The following is a 17,755-nucleotide window of genomic DNA, read 5'->3' on the forward strand; positions in this document are numbered from 1 at the left end:
CACCACGCCCAGCGACTCCAGCACCCGCTCCACCACCATCCCGGCGTCGCGCAGCGCCGCCACCACGGTGGCCAGGTCGGCCGAGCCGTCACCGGCGACCGAGACCACGACCTCGTCCACGTGCGCCTCCGTCACCGGACCGACCGGAACCTCAGGGTGCCTGCACCAACCCGGCACCCGCGTCCGTGGAGGGCAGGCCCAGCCGACGAGCGCTCTGGGACAGCCTCGCCCACAGCTCCCACCCGCGCGCGCCGTACTTCTCCGCGATGAGCGCCGCGACGCCCGCGACGTGCGGCGTCGCCATGCTGGTGCCCTGGATGCGCTTGTGCATGCCCAGGCCGCCGCCCTCGGAGTTCCAGCTGGAGTAGACGTCCACGCCGGGCGCCACGACGTCGACCTGGCCGACGGTGTCGACCGTCCCGCAGGAGAAGAACGCGATCGCGCGCTGCACGTCCACCGCGCCGACGGCGAGGATCGACGGGCAGTTCGCCGGGTGCCCGACCGGCGCGACCTGGCCCGGCCGGTTGCTCTCGTTGCCCGCCGCCGCGACGATCAACGTGCCCTTCGCCAACGCGCGCGTGGCGGCCTGCTCGAAGACCTGCGAGTACGGCGTCCCCGGGCGCACGGACGCGCCCAACGACATCGAGACGACCGCGCAGTTGTTCGCGATGGCCCACTCGATGCCGGCCAGGATGCCGCTGTCGCTGCCGCTGCCCTGGTTGGACAGCACCTTCCCCGCGTACACCTCGGCCTCGTAGGCGACGCCGTAGCCGGGGCCACCGCCGGCGGCGTGGCGCGGACCGGCGGCCGAGCCGATGCAGTGCGTGCCGTGGCCGTGCGCGTCGTCCACCGATTCGCCGGTGATGAACGACTGCGTCATCACCGCACGTCCGGCGAAGTCCGGGTGCGCCACGGTGAAACCGGTGTCGAGCACGGCGAGGCGCACGCCCTTGCCGGTGGCGGAGCTGATGTTCGCGCCCACGGCCTGCAGGCCCCAGGTGAACACCGACTCGTCCACGGCGGGCGCTGCGGCCTCGTCGGTGCCGGTGGTCGGCGGCGCGGTGTAGGCGTGCACGATCCGCTCGGCCTCGACCACCGCGATCGGGCCCGGCACCTCGGCCGCGCGGGTCAACTGGTTGACCTGCTCGGGCGTCGCGTTGACCACGGCGATGCCCAGCTCCTGGAAGATGACGCCATCGGCCGCGGCGAGCTCCGCGCGGGTGGCGGAGTCCGCGGTGCTCGCGGCGCTGATCCCGGCGACCCGGTTCATCTCCCGCGCGCCCGCCGTGACCGACTTCTCGTCGAGCAGCACGAGGTAGCGGCCGGTGGTCTCGACGCCCGTTGGTTGTGACATGACGACCCCCTTCGGGGTTGGACGGCAGTCAGGTGTAACCCCGGATCACGTGCGCGCTCAATCGGCCGTAAGAGTTGGGCCGGCGCGGACGTGGTTCGTATGCCGTAGTGGAGCCGTCGGGACGGGACGAGATACAGGTCAGGCCGTCGCGGGTGCCGTGCCACGCTTTTGGGTGAACTTTCGGGCGAGCGGTTCCACCACCCGCGCGGCGACCGGTCCCAGCACCGCCATCAGCAGCACGTACGCCGTCGCGAGCGCCGCCAACCGACCGTCCACCGCGCCCGAGGCGACCGTCAGCGACGCGATCACGATCGAGAACTCGCCCCGCGCCACCAGCGCCGCGCCCGCTCGGGCCCGACCCATCCGGCCGATGCCCTGCCGCCGCGCGGCCCACCAGCCGGTGGCCACCTTCGTCAGCGTCGTGACCACGGCCAGCGCCACCGCCAGCCCCAGCACGGGCGGGATCGACGCCGGGTCGGTGTTCAGGCCGAACACCACGAAGAACATCGCCGCGAACAGGTCGCGCAGCGGCTCCAGCATCCGGGTCGCGTTCTCCGCCGTCGACCCGGAGATCGCGATGCCCAGCAGGAACGCGCCCACCGCCGCCGACACCTGCAGCTGCGACGCCACACCCGCCACCAGCAGAGCCGCGCCGAGCACCTTGAGCAGGAACACCTCGGGGTCGGGGCTGTCCACCACCGCCGACACGTACCGGCCGAACCGCAGCGCGATGACCAGCACCACGGTGATCGCCGCCAACGAGATGCCCACCGCGCTCAGCCCGCCGAGGAAGCTCACCCCGGCCAGCACGGCGGTCAGGATCGGCAGGTACACCGCCATCGCCAGGTCCTCGAACACCAGCACCGACAGCACGACCGGCGTCTCCCGGTTGCCCAGCCGGCCCAGGTCACCGAGCACCTTGGCGATGATCCCGGACGACGAGATGTAGGTGACGCCGCCCATGGCCAGCGCGCCGACCGGCCCCCAGCCCAGCACCAGCGCCGCGATCACGCCCGGTGTCGCGTTGAGCGCGATGTCGACCAGGCCCGCCGACCAGGACCGCTTGAGCCCGGTCACCAGCTCGGCCGCCGAGTACTCCAGGCCGAGCAGGAGCAGCAGGAGGATGACGCCGATCTCGCTGGACAGGTGGGTGAAGGACTCGATGCCGTGCAACGGCACCAGGCCGCCCTGCCCGAAGGCCAGGCCGCCGATCAGGTAGAGGGGGATCGGTGAGATGCCGACCCGCCACGCCATCTTGCCGAGCAGGCCCAGCCCGAAGAAGACCGCACCCAGTTGGACCAGTGCGGTTGCCGTGGTGTGCAAGGTGGTCAGCCACCACCCAGCAGCTCGGCCGCGGCCGTGAGGCCCTCGGCGGTGCCGACGACCACGACCAGGTCACCGCCCGTGAACACGAAGTCCGGGCGCGGCGACGGGTGGACCGACCCCTCGCGCACCACGGCCACGATCGACACACCGGTGCGCGTCCGCATCTCGGTCTCGGCCAGCGCGCGACCGTCGAACCGGGAGCCGGGCACGACCGGGAACTGCCTGGTGGAGATGCCCGCGACGTCGCGGTGCTGCTCCTGGAGCTGGGCGACCAGGTTCGGCGCACCGAGCAGCCCGGCCAGGGTGCTCGCCTCGGCGGGCGTCAGCGCTATCGAGGCCGCGCAATCGTCAGGATCCTCGGCGCGGGACACGATCAGCTCGAACTTGCCGTCACGGTGTGTGATGACACCGATGCGGCGACCGCCGCGGATCACGAAATCCTGACGGGTGCCGATCCCCGGAAGCGGCGTCACCTCGACGTTCACCCGTGCCACCCTAGTCGGGTGACGCGACTCGTTCGGGCGATTGGTCGGGGTTGGGTGGTTCGTGACCGCGTGCCGGGACCGGACGTGGACGAGTTCGCCGAGCCGGAGCGGATCGTCGCCGCGCTCGCCCGCGCCCGTCCCGGCACGCTGCTCGCGGTGCAGCACCCGCACCGCACGCCCGCCGCGCTGGCCGCCGGGTCGGGCCTGCTCGACGCGCTGCCGCACGCGGTCGCGGAACTCGCCCACCTGCGCGGAACCGCCTACCGCGAGGTGCGTGACGTGGTCGCGCCGTACCGGGTGGACGGTCCGGACGGCACCGCCTACGGGCTGCTGTGCATGGTCGACCCGGCGGCGGTCGGGCACACCGAGGAGGTGTACCCGGACGTCGTCGCGGAACGGGCGCGCGTGCTGTCCGGCCTGGGCTGCATGACGAGCGCCGCCATGCTCGTGCCGGTCGCGGGTGACGTCCGACTCACCCGGCTCGTGGCCGAGGTCGACGAGGAGCCGGCGGTGTTCGTCGTCGACCCCGGGGGCCGGCGTCACTGGCTGTGGCTGGTCGGACCGGGTGAACGGCAGGACGCGCTGCTGGAAGCCGCCGGCGAGCACCCGCTGATGGTCGCGGACGGCAACCACCGGGTCGCCGCAGCGGCCGGGCTGTCCGGGCTCCTGGCGCTGGTCACGGCCGGTCCCGACCTGAGGATCGGGCCGATCCACCGCGCCGTGACCGGCACCGGGCTGACGCTGGAGGACATGACGACGTCATGGCGCGCGCTCGGGCTGGAGGTCACGCCGGTCGACGTCACGACCCGCCCGTCGCCGGGCGCGGTGGTGGCCGTGGCCGGGTCGTCGGCGGTCCGCGTCGACCTGCCGTCGGCGGGCGTGGACCACGCGTTCGTCGAGGAGGTGCTGCTGGAGAAGGCCCTGAAGCTGGACCCCGAGAGCCCGCACGTCCGGCCGGTGACCGGCGACCTCCCCGACGCCGCTCAGGTCGACGCCCTGCTGCTGATCGCACCCGTGCCGCTGGACGACGTGCTGGCCGTGCACGCGGCCGGCGGGAAGATGCCGCGCAAGAGCACCTACTTCACGCCCAAGCCGCGCAGCGGGCTGCTGCTGGCCGACCTGTGAGCGGAGGTGCCGACATCAGCTCGTGGTCGGCGGCAAACCGGTGGGCCATGTGGCGAACCACCTGCGCAAGGTCATGCGCACCTCTTCGGTGCAGTTCGCGTCCTTTACCTCGTCGGTGGTCACCCATCTAATGGATGTGTGCTCGGTCTCGTCGGGGGGTGGAGGATCTCCCGCTAGTTCGACGTCGAAGTTCACCTGCCGCGCTCGACGGCCCCATTCATTCGTGTAGTCGAACGTGTTCACCACCCGGTGGGCTACGCGCACCGCCACACCGGCCTCCTCGAGCACTTCGCGGTGCAAAGCGCCGATCAGCCCTTCGTCACCTTCAACCCCGCCACCGATCAGCTCCTCGAAACCGCCCAGGAAGTCATCCGGGCGCCGTTTGGCGAGCAGCACCTGCGGCTCACCCCCGTGCAGGCGCCACGCCACCGCCCCGACGACCAGTTGCTCGACACCGTCCCGCTCGGCGCGTTCGAGGATCACCCCCAACGCCAGTTGCTGCACCGGCCGCGCGATGGCGACGTCCGGTCGGGTCGTCAGGCCCAAGGCGTGTCCGGTGCGGTCGAGCGCCTCGGCGAACGCGTCCAGGTAGGCGTCGGTCTCCGCCCCTACCGTTACCGGCACGGGGATCCGCACCAGGGCCTGGCTGAGGTACTCGGCCACCGGAACGGGTCGGCGGACCGCGGAGCCCTCGGCCGCCACCACGGGTGAAACCTGCTCGTGGAAGAGCGGGAAGGTGGACAGGCTGCGGGTCGCGCCGGACGTACCGAGTTCGGTGAACCCGTTGGCGCGCACGTGGTCGGCCACAGCCGACCGCGTGACCGGTGAACCGCCGTCGGCAGTGATGAGCATGGGGTAGGCGTAGTACGACGCCCTGCCCGCGCGGGGCACAGGGTGGAGCGACTCGATCCACCCTGTTCGCCGCACGACCTCCTCGATCCGACCGGCGTTGACCGCCTTCGCTTCCAGCCACCCGTCGAGGCGGTTGAGGTAGACGGACGCCATGGCGATGCCCAGCGGATGGGCGCGATACTTGAGCCCGAGTCCCGTCTCGGCGTACCGGCGCAGCGGGTGGTCGGCGGGCACCTCGGCGAGCGCGCGCTTGTTGAAGTGGCCCAGCATGACCGCGCGGACGTGCACGTTCTCGTCACGTGAGCAGAGGATCCCCCCTTCCCCGGCGGGCACCAACTTGCCCGCTTGGAGGCTCCACACTGCGGCGTCGGCCAGGGAGCCGACCGGCACGTCGCACAAGGATGCGCCATGCGCGTGCGAGCAGTCCTCGACCAGTGCCAGGCCGTGCGAGTCGCAGAAGTCGCGGTAGAGCGGAGTCGGCGCCGGGTAACCCCACATGTGGGTGATGACCAGCGCTTTCGTCCGGGGTGTCAGCAGCCGGGCGGCCTCGTCCAGGTCGAGGAAGCCGTCGGCTGTGCTGTCCACCAGCACGGGGGAGGCGCCCAGCTGGAACAGTGGCGTCGCCGTAGCGAAGAAGGTGTAGGCGGGGCAGAGTACTTCGTCCCCCCGACCGATGCCGAGCGCGAAGTAAGCGCTGTGAAGGGCGGCCGTGCCGGACGAGGTCAGCAGTGCGTGCCTGCACCGGTGCAGCTCGGCGAACCGCTCCTCGAAGTCGCGGATGATCCCGTCGTGTCCGTAGATCGACGTCGATGTCAGGAGTTGCGCGCGCACCGCCTCGATCACTTCGTCATCGATGGGAGGCCAGTCGAACGTCATGGGGCCGTCCTTCCCTCTTGCGCGCGCCGATCGGCCAACGCGTCGTACGCTTGGGCTATGACGTCCATGACCTGCACCCCGTGCCGGGCTTCGGCCAAAGCGGCCTCCGGCTTGCCGACCAGGTCGAGGGCTCCCCGCAACCCGAGCGCGGTGTGATCGAGCGGATTCACCGGATAAGTCCAGCTCTTCGGGGGCCCGCCCCGCGGACTCAGGGTCACCGTCGACTTGTTGAACCGCAACACACCTTCACTGCCGATCACCTCATAACTCTCCAACGGCGCGTCGGCCACCCGGGAGATGTGCACCGACCCGACGCACGGCGAGCGGTGGCGCATCCTCAGCCGCACGTCCTCCTCTACGATGTAACCGTGTCGTGCCTGGTCCGGGTGTCCCCTTGAAGCGGACAGGTGGACGGGTGGACCCCACAATCTGACCACCACGTCCATTACGTGGTAACCCAGGTCCAGCAACGCTCCGCCCCCAGCCTGCGCGAAGTCGTTGCGCCAGGTGTCGCGGTACTCCTGCGGCGTGCGCCAGTACCTGATCTCGTACCGGACCGGTTCGCCGATCGCGTCGAGCAACCGCGCGGCCAGCTGGAACGGTTCCAGGTGCGGCCGTTCCACCAGGATCGAGATCTGCGAACCGCACTCGCGCACCAACGCCGACGCCTCCGCGTGGTCACGGGCCAGTGGCTTCTCCTTTAACACCCAGAGCCCAGCGGCCACGAGCCGCCGCGTCAACGCGTAGTGGGAGTCGTGAGGTGTGGCGAGCACGGCAATCCGGAAGTCATCGACCCGCGTCGGCAGCTCAGTGGAGAAAACGGCCCACTCCGGCACCCGGCCCGCCTCCTGCAACCTGGCGAAGTCCTCGGCCCGCGCGGGGTCCCGGTCGTGCACGTAGCCGATCGGGACGCCGGCACTCGACAGCGCGGGTACGAGGGCGTCCCGGGACCGGGCGCCCAGGCCAACGACGAGCGCCGAGGTCCCGATCCCGCGTTCAAGCCTGGCGCGCATCGTCCCAGAACACATCGATCTCCTTGGCGAACTGAGTGAACCAGATGCCATCGGCGGAGGTCAGCTTCATCCAGGGCAGGTCGTAGTTGTCAAGGCGGTACCGGTAGAACTTGAGGCAGATGATGCCGTCGTCACGATGGTAGTTGCTGGCCACCACGCCGTGCGGGAACGGCGTGGCTGACAGCTTGATCTGGATCTTCGCATTCGGTATCGACCGCAGTTGGCTGAAGTCTGCGGCCGCGTCCTTGATGAGCTGCACCTGGCGCTGCCTGGAGAACGGCCGCTTCGAGCGGCCGACGGCGTGGTCGATGGCAGGCGAGTCGGGGTCGTACAGCATCACCCGCAACTCGTTGCCCCGAGCGAGGTAGTCCGACAGCGGCCGCTGGAAGTTGCTGAAGGTGCGCGCGAGGTCGACGCCGGCGAGCATCACCACGTTGCTGGTGCGTAGCAGCTGGTCCAAGTCGTAGGGGCGCTCGTGCTCGAACCGGGCGCGGCTGAGAGTCGACTCCATCCGGTCGACGGCCTCGCGCACCTCGAACCGCTGCTCCAGCAGAGCAAGACCGACTAGACCGATCGCGGTGACGGTGAGGGCCTGCACGAGGCGCGGACTGCCCAAGTCGGCCAGCGAGAGCACGATAGCCACCACGCTGACGATCAGGACCAGGTAGAGCTCGACATTCTTGCCCTGTCTGACGGACCGCCAGGCCCGGCGTAACTCCATGTCCACTCCGTGCGTTCGTCAGTTCGTCCCGGTCAGCTTCTGCTCGATCAGCCGGAGCACGCGGCCCATGACCTCCTCCGAGCTCCCCGCCCCGTCCACGACTTCGTGGCCGCCAGGCCAGTCCGCCGCGCCCAACAGCTTCCGGTAGGCGATCTCCCGGCGTGCGAGGATGCCCTGATCACCCTCCATGAAGTCCCCCCTGGCGCGGAGCCTGGCGTACCGCTCGTGCTCGGGTACGTCGAGCCAGATCACCAAGTCGGCGACGTCAGGCAGCTTCGCCGCGACGTCGGCGAGCAACTGGTGCGCCTCATCATCGGTCATGGCGTACTCGTCGGCCAGCGCCGTGTGCTGGCACGCGACGAGACTTTCCCGGTAGCGGTCTTTCAGCACCACCTGGTGGCTCGCGCGCAGGTCGGCGATCGTGTACTCGAAGGCGAACGCCGTGTCCGCGGCAACCGCAAAGGCCTGCGTCCACGCCGTGCGCGGCCGGTCCGGATCCCGCAGGAAACGATCCCGGGACAAGCGCGCGTGGAGGTAGTCGCCGAGCGGCGACTCAGAGAACTCGCCGACCACAGCGGTGCTCACCGAGGCGTCGTTGAGCGCACGTGCGCAGGTCTCGACCACTGTGGTCTTGCCCGAGCACTCCATGCCCTCGACCGCCACTACGAACCCCAAGCGTGCTCACCTCCAGCGCACAGCGACTACTGATGCCGCTGGTGTCGAGGGATATATCCCTCGGGCATGGCGGTGTGTTACCTCACATCCGCAGCGCGTGCGCGTTCTCCACGGGACTGACGGACGGCGGCAACGACTGCCTTGACCTGGTCCTGCAGTTCTGTGATGCCCGTGTTATTCAGGATGTGATGATCGGCCAGGGCGATGGCCGTCCCCTTGTCGAGGGTCCGGATCTCGCGCATGTCCCGCGAGTGCAGCTCCGCTGCGGAGAGCGGGCGGACCGGGCGTTGAGCGAGCCGCTCCTCGCGAATCGCCTTGGTCGCGTGCACCGCGATCAGGCTCACCAGGCCGGGGAACCGCTCGTTGAGAAGTTCGCACTCGGCATAGCTGTAGAGGCCGTCGATGATGATCTCGCGATAAGAGGTGAAGTGCTGGTCGATGTCCTCGCTCGCCAGCTGCGCGATGGCCGACATCCCGTGCTCTGCGCGGAGCCCTTCGCGGACCGTCCGCTCGGTGGCTTCGGTGACCTCCAACCCCCTGCGTCGAACCTCGGCGACAACGACTCCGCCGAAGTAGACGACAGGAGCGTCCAGGATCTCCTTGAGGATCCCGACCACGCTCGACTTCCCGGTCCCCGCGAGGCCGACAACGGCGAAGATGCTGCGGGGAGCATCGGTGTTCACGCTGCACCAAACCTTTGAACTCGGACGTAGGGATTCGTAGGAGTCTACCTGGCCGCGCCGGGGGCGGAATCGCCCGGCACTCGACGCGCGACCAGGTCGTGCACACGCCACCAGCTACGCTGAACAGTCGATCCGCCCGTGCGTGGCGGGCTGGGAACAGAGGGTTGAGCAGTGGTGGTTCGATGAGCGCATCGCTTCCGGACGGGGCGCTTCCCTGGTTGCACGACGTCGGCCGCTGGATCTCCCGCGTGCCCGTCCGCACGCCGTACCGCGTCCGGCTCCACGGCGTCTCCCGGATGCCGCTGGAAGGACCCGTGGTCGTCGTGGCCAACCACAGCTCGATGGTGGACGGGCCGATCCTGTTCGGCTCCTTCCCCCGGCGCGTGGTCTTCCTGATCAAGCAGGAGATGTTCAAGGGCGTGGTGGGCACGCTGCTGCGCAAGCTCGGCCAACTGGCCGTGCGGCGCGGCGAACCCGACCGGGCGCCCCTGCTCGCGGCGCAGAAGGTGCTGCGGGCGGGCGGCGTGGTCGGCGTGTTCCCCGAGGGCACCCGCGGTGCGGGCGACGTCGCCGAGGCCCAGGCCGGCGCGGCGTGGCTCGCCCGCTCGACCGGCGCGGTCGTCGTGCCCGTCGCGTGCCGGGGCACCCTGCGCCCGGCCGGAACCCGACGGCGGTTCCGGCCCGTGGTGGACGTGCTCGTGGGTGAGCCGTTCGAGCTGCCGACCGACAGGGGTCGCCAGGCGCTCGTGAAGGCCACCGAGCAGGTCCGCGACCGCTTGGCCACGCTGGTGGCCGAGCTCGACAGCCAGCGAGGAGAAGCACGATGACGGACTTGGACGGCACCTGGGCGGACGAGTCCGACTGGACCGCGTTCGACGAGGCGGTCGAGGGCGAGGAGGGCGGCACGCCGCCGATGCCCGTGCTGGCCGTGGTCGGCCGGCCGAACGTCGGCAAGTCGACCCTGGTCAACCGCATCATCGGCCGCCGTGAAGCGGTCGTGCAGGACGTGCCCGGCGTGACCCGCGACCGGGTCGCCTACGACGCGCTGTGGAACGGCCGCAAGTTCACCGTGGTCGACACCGGCGGCTGGGAACCCGACGCCGTCGGCATGATGGCCGCCGTCGCCGCGCAGGCCGAGCTGGCCATGGCCACCGCCGACGCCATCCTGTTCGTGGTCGACGCCACCGTCGGCGCGACCACCAACGACGAGGCCGCGGTGAAGCTGCTGCGCCGGTCCAAGCGGCCCGTGCTGCTGGTGGCCAACAAGGTCGACGACGAACGGCTGGTGGCCGAGGTCGCGTCGCTGTGGTCGCTCGGCCTGGGTGAGCCCATCCCGGTGTCCGGCCTGCACGGGCGCGGTTCCGGCGACATGCTCGACGCCATCCTCAAGGCCCTCCCGGAGACCCCGCGCGAGACCTTCGAGGCCGTCCGCGGCGGCCCCCGCCGGGTCGCGCTCGTCGGCCGGCCGAACGTCGGCAAGTCGTCCCTGCTCAACCGCCTGACCGGCGAGAACCGGTCCGTCGTGCACGACGTCGCGGGCACCACCGTCGACCCGGTCGACTCGCTGGTCGAGCTGGACGACGAGCTGTGGCGGTTCGTCGACACCGCCGGCCTGCGCAAGCGGGTCAACTTCGCGTCCGGCGCGGAGTACTACGCGTCGCTGCGCACCAAGGCCGCGATCGAGTCCGCCGAGGTCGCGATCGTGCTGCTGGACGCGTCCGAGCCGATCAGCGAGCAGGACCTGCGGGTGCTGAGCATGGTCGTGGACTCCGGGCGCGCGTGCGTGCTGGCGTTCAACAAGTGGGACCTCGTGGACGAGGACCGGCGGCACGCGATGGTCCGCGAGCTGGAACGCGGGCTGGTCCGGGTGCCGTGGGCGGAGAGGGTGAACATCTCGGCGTTGACGGGACGTGCGGTGCGCAAGCTGGCGCCCGCGCTGCGGACCGCGTTGAACTCCTGGGACACCCGCGTGCCGACCGGTCAGCTCAACTCGTGGCTGACCGACCTGATCGCCGCCACCCCGCCGCCCGTGCGCAGCGGCAAGCAGCCGAAGGTGCTGTTCGCGACCCAGGCGGCCACCCGTCCGCCCACGTTCGTGCTGTTCACCACCGGTTTCCTGGAGGCCGGGTACCGGCGGTTCATCGAACGCAGGCTGCGCGAGGAGTTCGGCTTCCAGGGCAGCCCCGTGCGCATCTCGGTGCGGGTGCGGGAGAAGCGCCCCAAGAAGTGACCGGTTGCTCCGGCAGGCCGAATGCTGTTGCCTGGCGGAGTGCCGGTGCGATTGGTCCTCGCCGACGACGAAGCGCTGCTCCGTCGGGGGCTGAAGGTGCTGCTCGAAGCCGACGGCCGGGTCGAGGTCGTGGCGGAGGCCGCGGACGGCGCCGACCTGGTCCGGGTCGTGCGCCGGTTCCGGCCGGACGTGGCGCTGGTCGACGTGCAGATGCCCGGCGTGGACGGGCTCGGCGCGATGAAGGAGCTGCTGTCCTGGCCCGACCCGCCGGCGCTGGCCGTGCTGACGACGTTCGACCTGGACGACTACGTGGCCGCGGCGCTGGAGCTCGGCGCCCAGGGCTTCCTGCTCAAGGACGCCGAACCCGACGCCCTCGTGCGCGCCGTGCTCGACCTGGCCGCCGGGGGAGCGGTCCTCGACCCCCGGATCACCGCCCGGCTGCTGCCCAAGCTGCGCGCCACCAGGCTGCGCGGCAACCCGCAGCTCGACGGCCTGAGCGCCCGTGAGCGCCAGGTGCTCGGCCTGCTGGCGAGCGGTCAGCCGAACAGCGCCATCGCCGCCTCGCTCGGCCTGAGCGAGGCGACGGTGAAGAGCTACGTGTCCACCGTGCTGACCAAGCTCGGCGTCGAGAACCGCGTCCAAGCCGCCCTCGTCGCGCACCAGGTCGGCTCGTGGTGATCCTGCTGGAGCTCCTGGTCGTCGTCGTCCCGGCGGCGATGGTGCTGATGGCCGACTACGTGCCGTACACCTGGTCGATCCCCGCGGCGCTGGCCGCGTGCCTGCTGCTGCCCCTGCGCCGGTGGCGACCGTGGACCGCGGCCCTGGCGTGCCTGCCGGGCCTGGTCGGCGGCCTGGGCTGGCCACCCACCGTCGTCGCCATGTACCGCGTCGGCCGCAAGTCCTCCGTGCCCGCGATGATCACCTGGGTGGCGCTGGCGACCGTGTGCCCGTCCACCCTGGTCGTGGCCACCCAGCACCTCGGCCCCGGCTCCGCGCTCCTGACGTTCGCGTTCGCCCTGTTCATGGCGGGTGCACCCACCGCGCTCGGAGCCCTGATCACGACCAGGCGCCAGCTGACCGCGAGCCTGGCCGAGGCGTCCCGCGCCCGGACCGCCGAGCTGGAGGCGCGTGAAGCGGGGGCCCGTGCGTCCGAACGGGCCCGGATCGCGCGCGAGATCCACGACGCCGTGGGCCACCACGCCACCCTGATCGCCGTCGAGTCCGCCGCCCTCGCGGCCACCACCGAGGACGGCAAGACCCGGGAGACGGCCCTGCGCCTGCGAGCCCTGGCCAAGGAGGCCCTGTCCGAGATGCGCGCCGCCCTCGGCCTCCTCAACACCGAGCCGACCCCGGGCTTCGACCTGATCCCGTCCCTCGTCGACCGGGCCAGGTCGGCCGGCCTCACGGTGCGCTACGAGGACCAGAGCGGTCCACCCCCGTCCCCCGCGACGGGCCGCGCGGCCTACCGCGTGATCCAGGAAGCGCTGACCAACGTCACCAAGCACGCCCCCGGTGCCACCGTCCACGTCCGACTGTCGAAACAGGACGGCAGCCTGCGAGTGCTGATCGTGAACGACCCACCACCGCTGACCTCGTCCGACCAAGGCGGCAGCAGCGGCGGCGGTGGCCACGGCCTGCACGGCCTGACCGAGCGAGTGGCCCAAGCCGGCGGAACCCTCACCACCACCGCCCGTTCCGACGGCGGCTTCGCGGTGGACGCGAAGCTACCTTCGGGTCCGTCGAAAGTTGACGCAGATGACTCGACTTTCGGCGGTAGTGCCCGAAACGGGGCGAACGCATAGTGGTCGTGGCGTCGACCGGGGGAACGGGTGAGGCCGAGGGGACCAGGGGCCCGCCTAGTGCGGGCCCCTGCCATTCCCGCAGCTAGATCCCCCGGAGGCCCAACCGAGGGGGGGGCCGTGTCGGGGGCCCGTTGCGAGTGCGCTAAGCTATCCGCGCACCCCACAACGGGATGCGGCCGGGACGTGGCGCAGTTTGGTAGCGCACTTGACTGGGGGTCAAGGGGTCGCAGGTTCAAATCCTGTCGTCCCGACGGTCGAAGTACGGCGAAAGCCCAGGTCAGGGCCTTGGATCACTACGGTGAGACAAGGCCCTGATTCTGTTTGAGGGCACGTCGTCTCACAATTTCTCACGAACGCTCGTACTGCTTCTTTCAGCCCAGGAGTTCACCGAGCTGGTCGGCCGCCTGGCGCAGGTGCTCGACGTTCGGGTGGATGTAGACCCGCTTGGTGAAGCTGAGGTCCGCGTGGCCCGCCCAAGCGCTCACGATCACGTCGGGCACTCCAGACGTCGCCAGGTACGTCAGACACGCATGTCGAGCGTCGTAGGGCCGGACCTTCCGTACGTTGGCCTGCTCCATCAGCTTGCGGATCGCCCGCCGAAGCCGATCGGTCTTCCAGGGTTGACCCAGCTCGTCGACCAGCACGAACCCGGACCGCTCGTACAGCTCGCAGGCCCTGATCGCCTCCGTGGCCTGCCGGGCCTTGAACGCCTTGAGCGCTGCGTGCAGGGGCGTGGGCAGGGGCAGCTTGCGCTTGCCCTTCTCCGACTTCGGCCCCTTCTCCTCCACCTCGCCCTCGACCAGCGTGCGCGTCAGCTCGATCGACAGCGTCCCGGCGTCGAGGTCGACGGCGCTCCACCTGAGCCGGCAGACCTCGGCGGGCCGCATCCCGATCAGCGCCAGGAGCACGGGGGCGTGGAGCCGGTGGTCGCGGATCGTGGCGAGGAACTGTCTCACCTCCGTCTCACTCCAAGGCACGCGGAGTGCCGCCGCAGCCGCCGCCTTGCGCCGCGCTTCGCGCGGGATCTGGGTGTACTGGGCGACGTTGCGGACCACCAACCTGCGCCGCATCGCTACGTTCAACGATGACCTGAAGCGCCCCAGCGTGAGCTGCACCGACCGGACCCCGAGCCCGCTGCCGACCTTCCCACCCCGCTTGCGGCCGGAGGTGAGCATCCAGCTGACCAGCTCGTCCACGTCCTCTTCGGTGACGTCCTGAAGCCGCTTCCCGCCGAGCCGCTCGCGCACCGGCAGCAGCGCGTCGGCGTAATTCGCGGCGGTGGCCTTCTCGACGTCGACCGTCGTGGACTTCAACCAGGTGTCCAGCCAGGCCGACACGGTGGTCTTGTCGGGCCCGACGAACGTCCCTTCGTCGGTCTGGTGCTTGACCTTGGCGTACTCGGCGCGGGCTTCCTTCTTGGTGCCGTAGGTCTTGGTCAACTGCCTACGCTTGCCGGTCGCCGGGTCGCGCCCGATGTCGATCACGAACCGGTACCTCGTCGTACCGTCCTTCAACTCGATCTTCTTGATCGGGTCCCCCACGAGCTTGCAGCTCCTTCGATCAGGCCCCCTCGGATGGGCCCAAGGGGGGTAGTAGTCCCAGATCACGTGCCCTGCGCAGATAGCGGGACACCTGAGTCCGGGAACGGTTCATGGCGTGAGCCACCGCGATGCCGGGTGCCCTGTCTCCCGACGCCACGGCGTCGGAGTAGATCTGCGCTGCCACTTGCGCATCGTGGTCGGCTTGGCTGCGGAAGCGTTGCTCGGCACTGGGGACCGGCTCGACCTCACGCCGGTCCACCGGTTGCACGCCAGGCGGCAACGAGGCGAGCCAACGCTGGAGCACGGAAGCCGGCACCGTCGCCTCGGTCATCGCGGCACGCAGCAGTTGGTCGATGAGGACCTGCCTCATCACAGACGTGGTGATCGGTGCCTTCGCCTTGCCCCGCACGGTCGCCTCGATGACCAGCGGGCGGCGGTCCGCGCCCACCATCACTTCGATCTGGATCGTCACGTCGGGCTCGCTGAGCACGAAGTTCGCCTGGAAGTGCGTCGGCACGGCGGTGTCGCGGCCTGTCGACACGTACCCACCAGGTGTCAGTTCGTCGACGGACACCCATTCGATCTTGAAGTTCTTCGGTAGGCGAGGCACGGCAGAACGATACGCACCCCCTTCATGCTCCGTAGTCAGATGGTCACGACACACCACCTTACCGTGGTAGTGGTCAGGCAATGACAACAGAGCTTACCCTAGTAGGTATGAAAACCGGGGGGAAGACTCTGGCGGACCGTTCCGCCGAGCTTCAGGTATGGATTAAGACGGGCAAGGCTCGGCAGCTCCGCGTCGATGCCGGGCTCAGCCAGGCGCTGGTCGCGCAGGACTGCGAAGTCACGGCATCCACTGTGCACCGCTGGGAGATGGGGGACCGACTGCCGCGTGGCCGCAACATCACCGCTTATCACGCCTTCCTGGCTCGCTTGGTCGAGCGGGAGCGGCAAGGGGGCGAGTCCGATGGGGAGTAGGCAGGAGGCTGAACGGCGTCCGACCCTGGCGGAGATCAAGGCGACGTGGCCGCCCGCCGTGGACGTCCCGACAGCGGCAACGGCGTTCGGGATGAGCCGCAGCAAGGCTTACGAACTCGTCGCCCGCGACGAGTTCCCCGCCAAGGTGGCCAAGTACGGCGGCCGGATCATGGTGATCACGGAGTCGCTCGTGCGCGCACTGTCTGCGGGGGACTGACGCCATGGCTGAGTTCGGGGGACAAACTCCGCATGGCGCGCACGACGAACCACCGACCCGGCGCCTGCGGGTGAGGTCGGTGAACGAGGTCGACATCAGGCAGACGCGGTTCGCGTGGCGGGACTACCTACCCGTCGGCGAGGTGGCGTTGCTGGTCGGCAAACCCGGCGTTGGCAAGAGCACAGTCGTCGTAGACCTGGCGGCGAAACTGACCACGGGGCAGCTCGACGGCGACTTCAACGGCGAGCCGCAGCCCGTCCTCTACTCCATCACGGAGGACTCGGAGTCCACGCTCAAGGCTCGGCTCATCGCGGCCAAGGGAGACCCGCACCAACTGCACCTGGTCGACGTCGTCTACGGCGACTCGCCCGACGGCACACCGCTGATCGTCAACCTCGACCTGGACGCGGTGCGCGAGGTGATCGAGACGTGGAAGCCGGCCCTCTTCGTGCTGGACGCGCTTAACTCGTCCCTGTCCGGACAGCTCAACGACAACTCCATCGTGCGTCCGCAGTTGGAGAAGTTGAAGCTCCTGGCGCAGCGGACGGGCACGACCATCCTGGGCATCGGCCACTTCCGGAAGGCGACAGCCGGCGTCGATCCGGTCGATGCCATCGGCGGTGCCGGGGCCTACGAACAGGTCGTTCGGCACGCCCTGGGGTGCGCTGCGGAGGACGACGACGACAGCTACGTCCTGTCGGTCATCAAGTCGAACGTGGTGTCGGTGTCGGGCGTCCCGTCACTGTCCTACGGGACCATCTCCGCCACCGTCATGGCCGACGACGGAGGGGAGACCACGGTCGGTCGGATCGTCTGGCAGGGGCACTCGACGGCCTCGGTCGTCGACCTCCTCCAGCGCTCCGCTCACGATGACGGAGACGAGCGGGCGGACGCTGCCGCATGGCTCACCGACTACCTGACAGAGCGCGGCGGTGAGGCCCCAGTGCTCGAGTTGTTGGCCGAAGGACACCGGGCTGGCTTCTCCAAAGACGCCTTGAAGCGCGCCAAGCCCGGAGCCAAAGTCCGCTCCGAGAAGGCCGACTTCGGTGGCGGCTGGGTATGGCGGATCAACCCGAGAAGGCACGAAGGAAGCACCCAAGGGGGCGAAGGGAGCAGCACAGGCGACGCCACTCCCTTCGCTCCCTTCGTGCGCTCTTCACAGGACGAAGACGACCAATCGCCGCGGTCAGCAAGTTAGAGACCCGGATACCGGATCGCTGCCAGGGCCGCCGGCCCTGGCAGATCGGCAAGGTGTGCGGGGGCACGCCTTCGAATCAGTCTGGGGGGACTGATGAGTCAACCGAAGCCGCGGCGGCAGCGTCGCGTGCAGGGCGGTTCGCCCTACAGCATCCATGTCCGCACCACCTTCTCGACCTACACGGCATTGAAGGTACGAGCCATCGTGGCCGGCCTGTCAGTGCCGCGGTACTTGGTCGAGTCCGGGCTGGGTGACGCGGACACAGGGTGGAGCCGGGACTTGACCCCAGATGTTGGACACCAGACACACTTGGATCCTGACGATTCGGGTGGACAGGAGTCCCGTTCAGATGGTGATGAAGCATTACCCGCCGGAGTTCCGGGCCGAGGCGGTCGCGCTCTACCGGTCCCGACCCGGCGCGACGATCAAATCGGTGGCCCAGGACCTGGGCGTCAACCACGAGACGCTGCGCAACTGGATCCGCCTCGACGACGCGCAGCGCACCGGGGCACCCGCCGCCACCGCGAGCGCCTCGGCTCCGGTGTCACCGGAGGACGAGAACGCCGCGCTGCGTAGACGGGTCCGTGAGCTGGAGGAGGAACGCGACATCCTGCGCAAGGCGGCCCGGTATTTCGCAGGGGAGACGCGCTGGTGAACCGCTTCGGGTTCGTCTCCG

The 17,755-nt window shown here is 69.8% G+C and carries 19 protein-coding genes and 1 tRNA gene; 10 read left to right on the forward strand and 10 right to left on the reverse strand.

What is annotated here, in order from left to right:
* Positions 1–151: 151 nt before the first annotated feature.
* The 3 genes from AB0G02_RS13355 to AB0G02_RS13365 all read right to left on the reverse strand — a co-directional run bounded on the left by AB0G02_RS13355 (position 152) and on the right by AB0G02_RS13365 (position 3,165).
* Complete coding sequence (locus tag AB0G02_RS13355; protein ID WP_360793355.1) at positions 152–1,354, reverse strand: S8 family serine peptidase; 1,203 nt, start codon at positions 1,352–1,354, stop codon at positions 152–154.
* Positions 1,355–1,492: 138 nt separating this feature from the next.
* Positions 1,493–2,677: a cation:proton antiporter gene (locus AB0G02_RS13360; protein ID WP_360793357.1), complete on the reverse strand. Its 1,185-nt coding sequence runs from the start codon at positions 2,675–2,677 to the stop codon at positions 1,493–1,495.
* A gap of 5 nt (positions 2,678–2,682) precedes the next feature.
* Positions 2,683–3,165, reverse strand: coding sequence for a cation:proton antiporter regulatory subunit (locus AB0G02_RS13365; RefSeq protein ID WP_360793359.1), 483 nt, complete (start codon positions 3,163–3,165; stop codon positions 2,683–2,685).
* 18 nt (positions 3,166–3,183) lie between these two features.
* On the opposite strand from AB0G02_RS13365, the gene AB0G02_RS13370 reads away from it, so the two are divergent.
* Positions 3,184–4,290 (forward strand): DUF1015 family protein, encoded by a 1,107-nt coding sequence (locus tag AB0G02_RS13370; RefSeq protein ID WP_360793361.1) that lies wholly within the window; start codon positions 3,184–3,186, stop codon positions 4,288–4,290.
* A gap of 15 nt (positions 4,291–4,305) precedes the next feature.
* On the opposite strand, the gene AB0G02_RS13375 is transcribed toward AB0G02_RS13370, so the two are convergent.
* The 5 genes from AB0G02_RS13375 to AB0G02_RS13395 form a co-directional block, all read right to left on the reverse strand.
* A complete protein-coding gene (locus AB0G02_RS13375; RefSeq protein ID WP_360793363.1) occupies positions 4,306–6,018 on the reverse strand; it encodes an aminotransferase class I/II-fold pyridoxal phosphate-dependent enzyme in 1,713 nt (570 codons plus the stop codon).
* Positions 6,015–7,031, reverse strand: coding sequence for a Gfo/Idh/MocA family oxidoreductase (locus tag AB0G02_RS13380; protein ID WP_360793365.1), 1,017 nt, complete (start codon positions 7,029–7,031; stop codon positions 6,015–6,017). Before AB0G02_RS13380 ends, AB0G02_RS13375 begins: the two co-directional genes overlap by 4 nt.
* Complete coding sequence (locus AB0G02_RS13385; RefSeq protein WP_360793367.1) at positions 7,015–7,752, reverse strand: hypothetical protein; 738 nt, start codon at positions 7,750–7,752, stop codon at positions 7,015–7,017. The genes AB0G02_RS13380 and AB0G02_RS13385 overlap by 17 nt, the downstream gene beginning before the upstream one ends.
* Before the next feature lie 18 nt (positions 7,753–7,770).
* Complete coding sequence (locus AB0G02_RS13390) at positions 7,771–8,415, reverse strand: hypothetical protein (RefSeq protein ID WP_360793369.1); 645 nt, start codon at positions 8,413–8,415, stop codon at positions 7,771–7,773.
* A gap of 89 nt (positions 8,416–8,504) precedes the next feature.
* Positions 8,505–9,110: an AAA family ATPase gene (locus AB0G02_RS13395; protein ID WP_360793371.1), complete on the reverse strand. Its 606-nt coding sequence runs from the start codon at positions 9,108–9,110 to the stop codon at positions 8,505–8,507.
* Between the two features lie 182 nt (positions 9,111–9,292).
* Here AB0G02_RS13395 and AB0G02_RS13400 point away from each other — a divergent pair, with 182 nt between their 5' ends.
* The 5 genes from AB0G02_RS13400 to AB0G02_RS13420 all read left to right on the forward strand — a co-directional run bounded on the left by AB0G02_RS13400 (position 9,293) and on the right by AB0G02_RS13420 (position 13,393).
* Entirely contained in the window at positions 9,293–9,937 is a 645-nt protein-coding gene (locus AB0G02_RS13400; RefSeq protein WP_360793373.1) for a lysophospholipid acyltransferase family protein, read from the forward strand.
* Entirely contained in the window at positions 9,934–11,340 is a 1,407-nt protein-coding gene (gene der / locus AB0G02_RS13405; protein WP_360793375.1) for a ribosome biogenesis GTPase Der, read from the forward strand. The genes AB0G02_RS13400 and der overlap by 4 nt, the downstream gene beginning before the upstream one ends.
* Positions 11,341–11,361: 21 nt before the next feature.
* Positions 11,362–12,018, forward strand: coding sequence for a response regulator transcription factor (locus tag AB0G02_RS13410; protein ID WP_360793377.1), 657 nt, complete (start codon positions 11,362–11,364; stop codon positions 12,016–12,018).
* Positions 12,012–13,142 carry a histidine kinase gene (locus AB0G02_RS13415; protein ID WP_360793379.1) on the forward strand — a complete coding sequence of 377 codons (1,131 nt, stop codon included), beginning with the start codon at positions 12,012–12,014 and terminating at the stop codon, positions 13,140–13,142. Before AB0G02_RS13410 ends, AB0G02_RS13415 begins: the two co-directional genes overlap by 7 nt.
* A 177-nt stretch (positions 13,143–13,319) precedes the next feature.
* A tRNA-Pro gene (locus tag AB0G02_RS13420) sits at positions 13,320–13,393 on the forward strand.
* 120 nt (positions 13,394–13,513) lie between these two features.
* On the opposite strand, the gene AB0G02_RS13425 is transcribed toward AB0G02_RS13420, so the two are convergent.
* Together AB0G02_RS13425 and AB0G02_RS13430 are read right to left on the reverse strand one after the other, a co-directional pair.
* A complete protein-coding gene (locus tag AB0G02_RS13425) occupies positions 13,514–14,683 on the reverse strand; it encodes a tyrosine-type recombinase/integrase (protein WP_360793381.1) in 1,170 nt (389 codons plus the stop codon).
* A gap of 19 nt (positions 14,684–14,702) precedes the next feature.
* Entirely contained in the window at positions 14,703–15,257 is a 555-nt protein-coding gene (locus AB0G02_RS13430) for a hypothetical protein (protein WP_360793383.1), read from the reverse strand.
* A gap of 143 nt (positions 15,258–15,400) precedes the next feature.
* On the opposite strand from AB0G02_RS13430, the gene AB0G02_RS13435 reads away from it, so the two are divergent.
* The 4 genes from AB0G02_RS13435 to AB0G02_RS13450 all read left to right on the forward strand — a co-directional run bounded on the left by AB0G02_RS13435 (position 15,401) and on the right by AB0G02_RS13450 (position 17,734).
* Positions 15,401–15,664: a helix-turn-helix transcriptional regulator gene (locus tag AB0G02_RS13435; RefSeq protein WP_360793385.1), complete on the forward strand. Its 264-nt coding sequence runs from the start codon at positions 15,401–15,403 to the stop codon at positions 15,662–15,664.
* The gene (locus AB0G02_RS13440) at positions 15,654–15,881 is read left to right on the forward strand and encodes an AlpA family phage regulatory protein (protein ID WP_360793387.1); all 228 of its coding nucleotides are present in this window, start codon (positions 15,654–15,656) and stop codon (positions 15,879–15,881) included. The genes AB0G02_RS13435 and AB0G02_RS13440 overlap by 11 nt, the downstream gene beginning before the upstream one ends.
* A gap of 79 nt (positions 15,882–15,960) precedes the next feature.
* Positions 15,961–17,079: an AAA family ATPase gene (locus tag AB0G02_RS13445; protein ID WP_360793389.1), complete on the forward strand. Its 1,119-nt coding sequence runs from the start codon at positions 15,961–15,963 to the stop codon at positions 17,077–17,079.
* A 349-nt stretch (positions 17,080–17,428) separates the two neighbouring features.
* Entirely contained in the window at positions 17,429–17,734 is a 306-nt protein-coding gene (locus AB0G02_RS13450; protein ID WP_360793391.1) for a transposase, read from the forward strand.
* Positions 17,735–17,755 lie beyond the last annotated feature (21 nt).

Origin of the sequence: Actinosynnema sp. NPDC023658 (assembly GCF_040639995.1) — a bacterium.
GTDB lineage: Bacteria > Actinomycetota > Actinomycetes > Mycobacteriales > Pseudonocardiaceae > Actinosynnema.

Bases quoted from the DNA above. Each gene is read 5' to 3' on its own strand.
- AB0G02_RS13410 (WP_360793377.1), top strand. From the start codon at position 11,362: ATGCTGTTGCCTGGCGGAGTGCCGGTGCGATTGGTCCTCGCCGACGAC.
- AB0G02_RS13380 (WP_360793365.1), bottom strand. From the start codon at position 7,031: ATGCGCGCCAGGCTTGAACGCGGGATCGGGACCTCGGCGCTCGTCGTT.
- AB0G02_RS13375 (WP_360793363.1), bottom strand. From the start codon at position 6,018: ATGACGTTCGACTGGCCTCCCATCGATGACGAAGTGATCGAGGCGGTG.
- AB0G02_RS13435 (WP_360793385.1), top strand. From the start codon at position 15,401: ATGAAAACCGGGGGGAAGACTCTGGCGGACCGTTCCGCCGAGCTTCAG.
- der (WP_360793375.1), top strand. From the start codon at position 9,934: ATGACGGACTTGGACGGCACCTGGGCGGACGAGTCCGACTGGACCGCG.
- AB0G02_RS13385 (WP_360793367.1), bottom strand. From the start codon at position 7,752: ATGGAGTTACGCCGGGCCTGGCGGTCCGTCAGACAGGGCAAGAATGTC.
- AB0G02_RS13440 (WP_360793387.1), top strand. From the start codon at position 15,654: ATGGGGAGTAGGCAGGAGGCTGAACGGCGTCCGACCCTGGCGGAGATC.
- AB0G02_RS13400 (WP_360793373.1), top strand. From the start codon at position 9,293: ATGAGCGCATCGCTTCCGGACGGGGCGCTTCCCTGGTTGCACGACGTC.
- AB0G02_RS13355 (WP_360793355.1), bottom strand. From the start codon at position 1,354: ATGTCACAACCAACGGGCGTCGAGACCACCGGCCGCTACCTCGTGCTG.
- AB0G02_RS13450 (WP_360793391.1), top strand. From the start codon at position 17,429: ATGGTGATGAAGCATTACCCGCCGGAGTTCCGGGCCGAGGCGGTCGCG.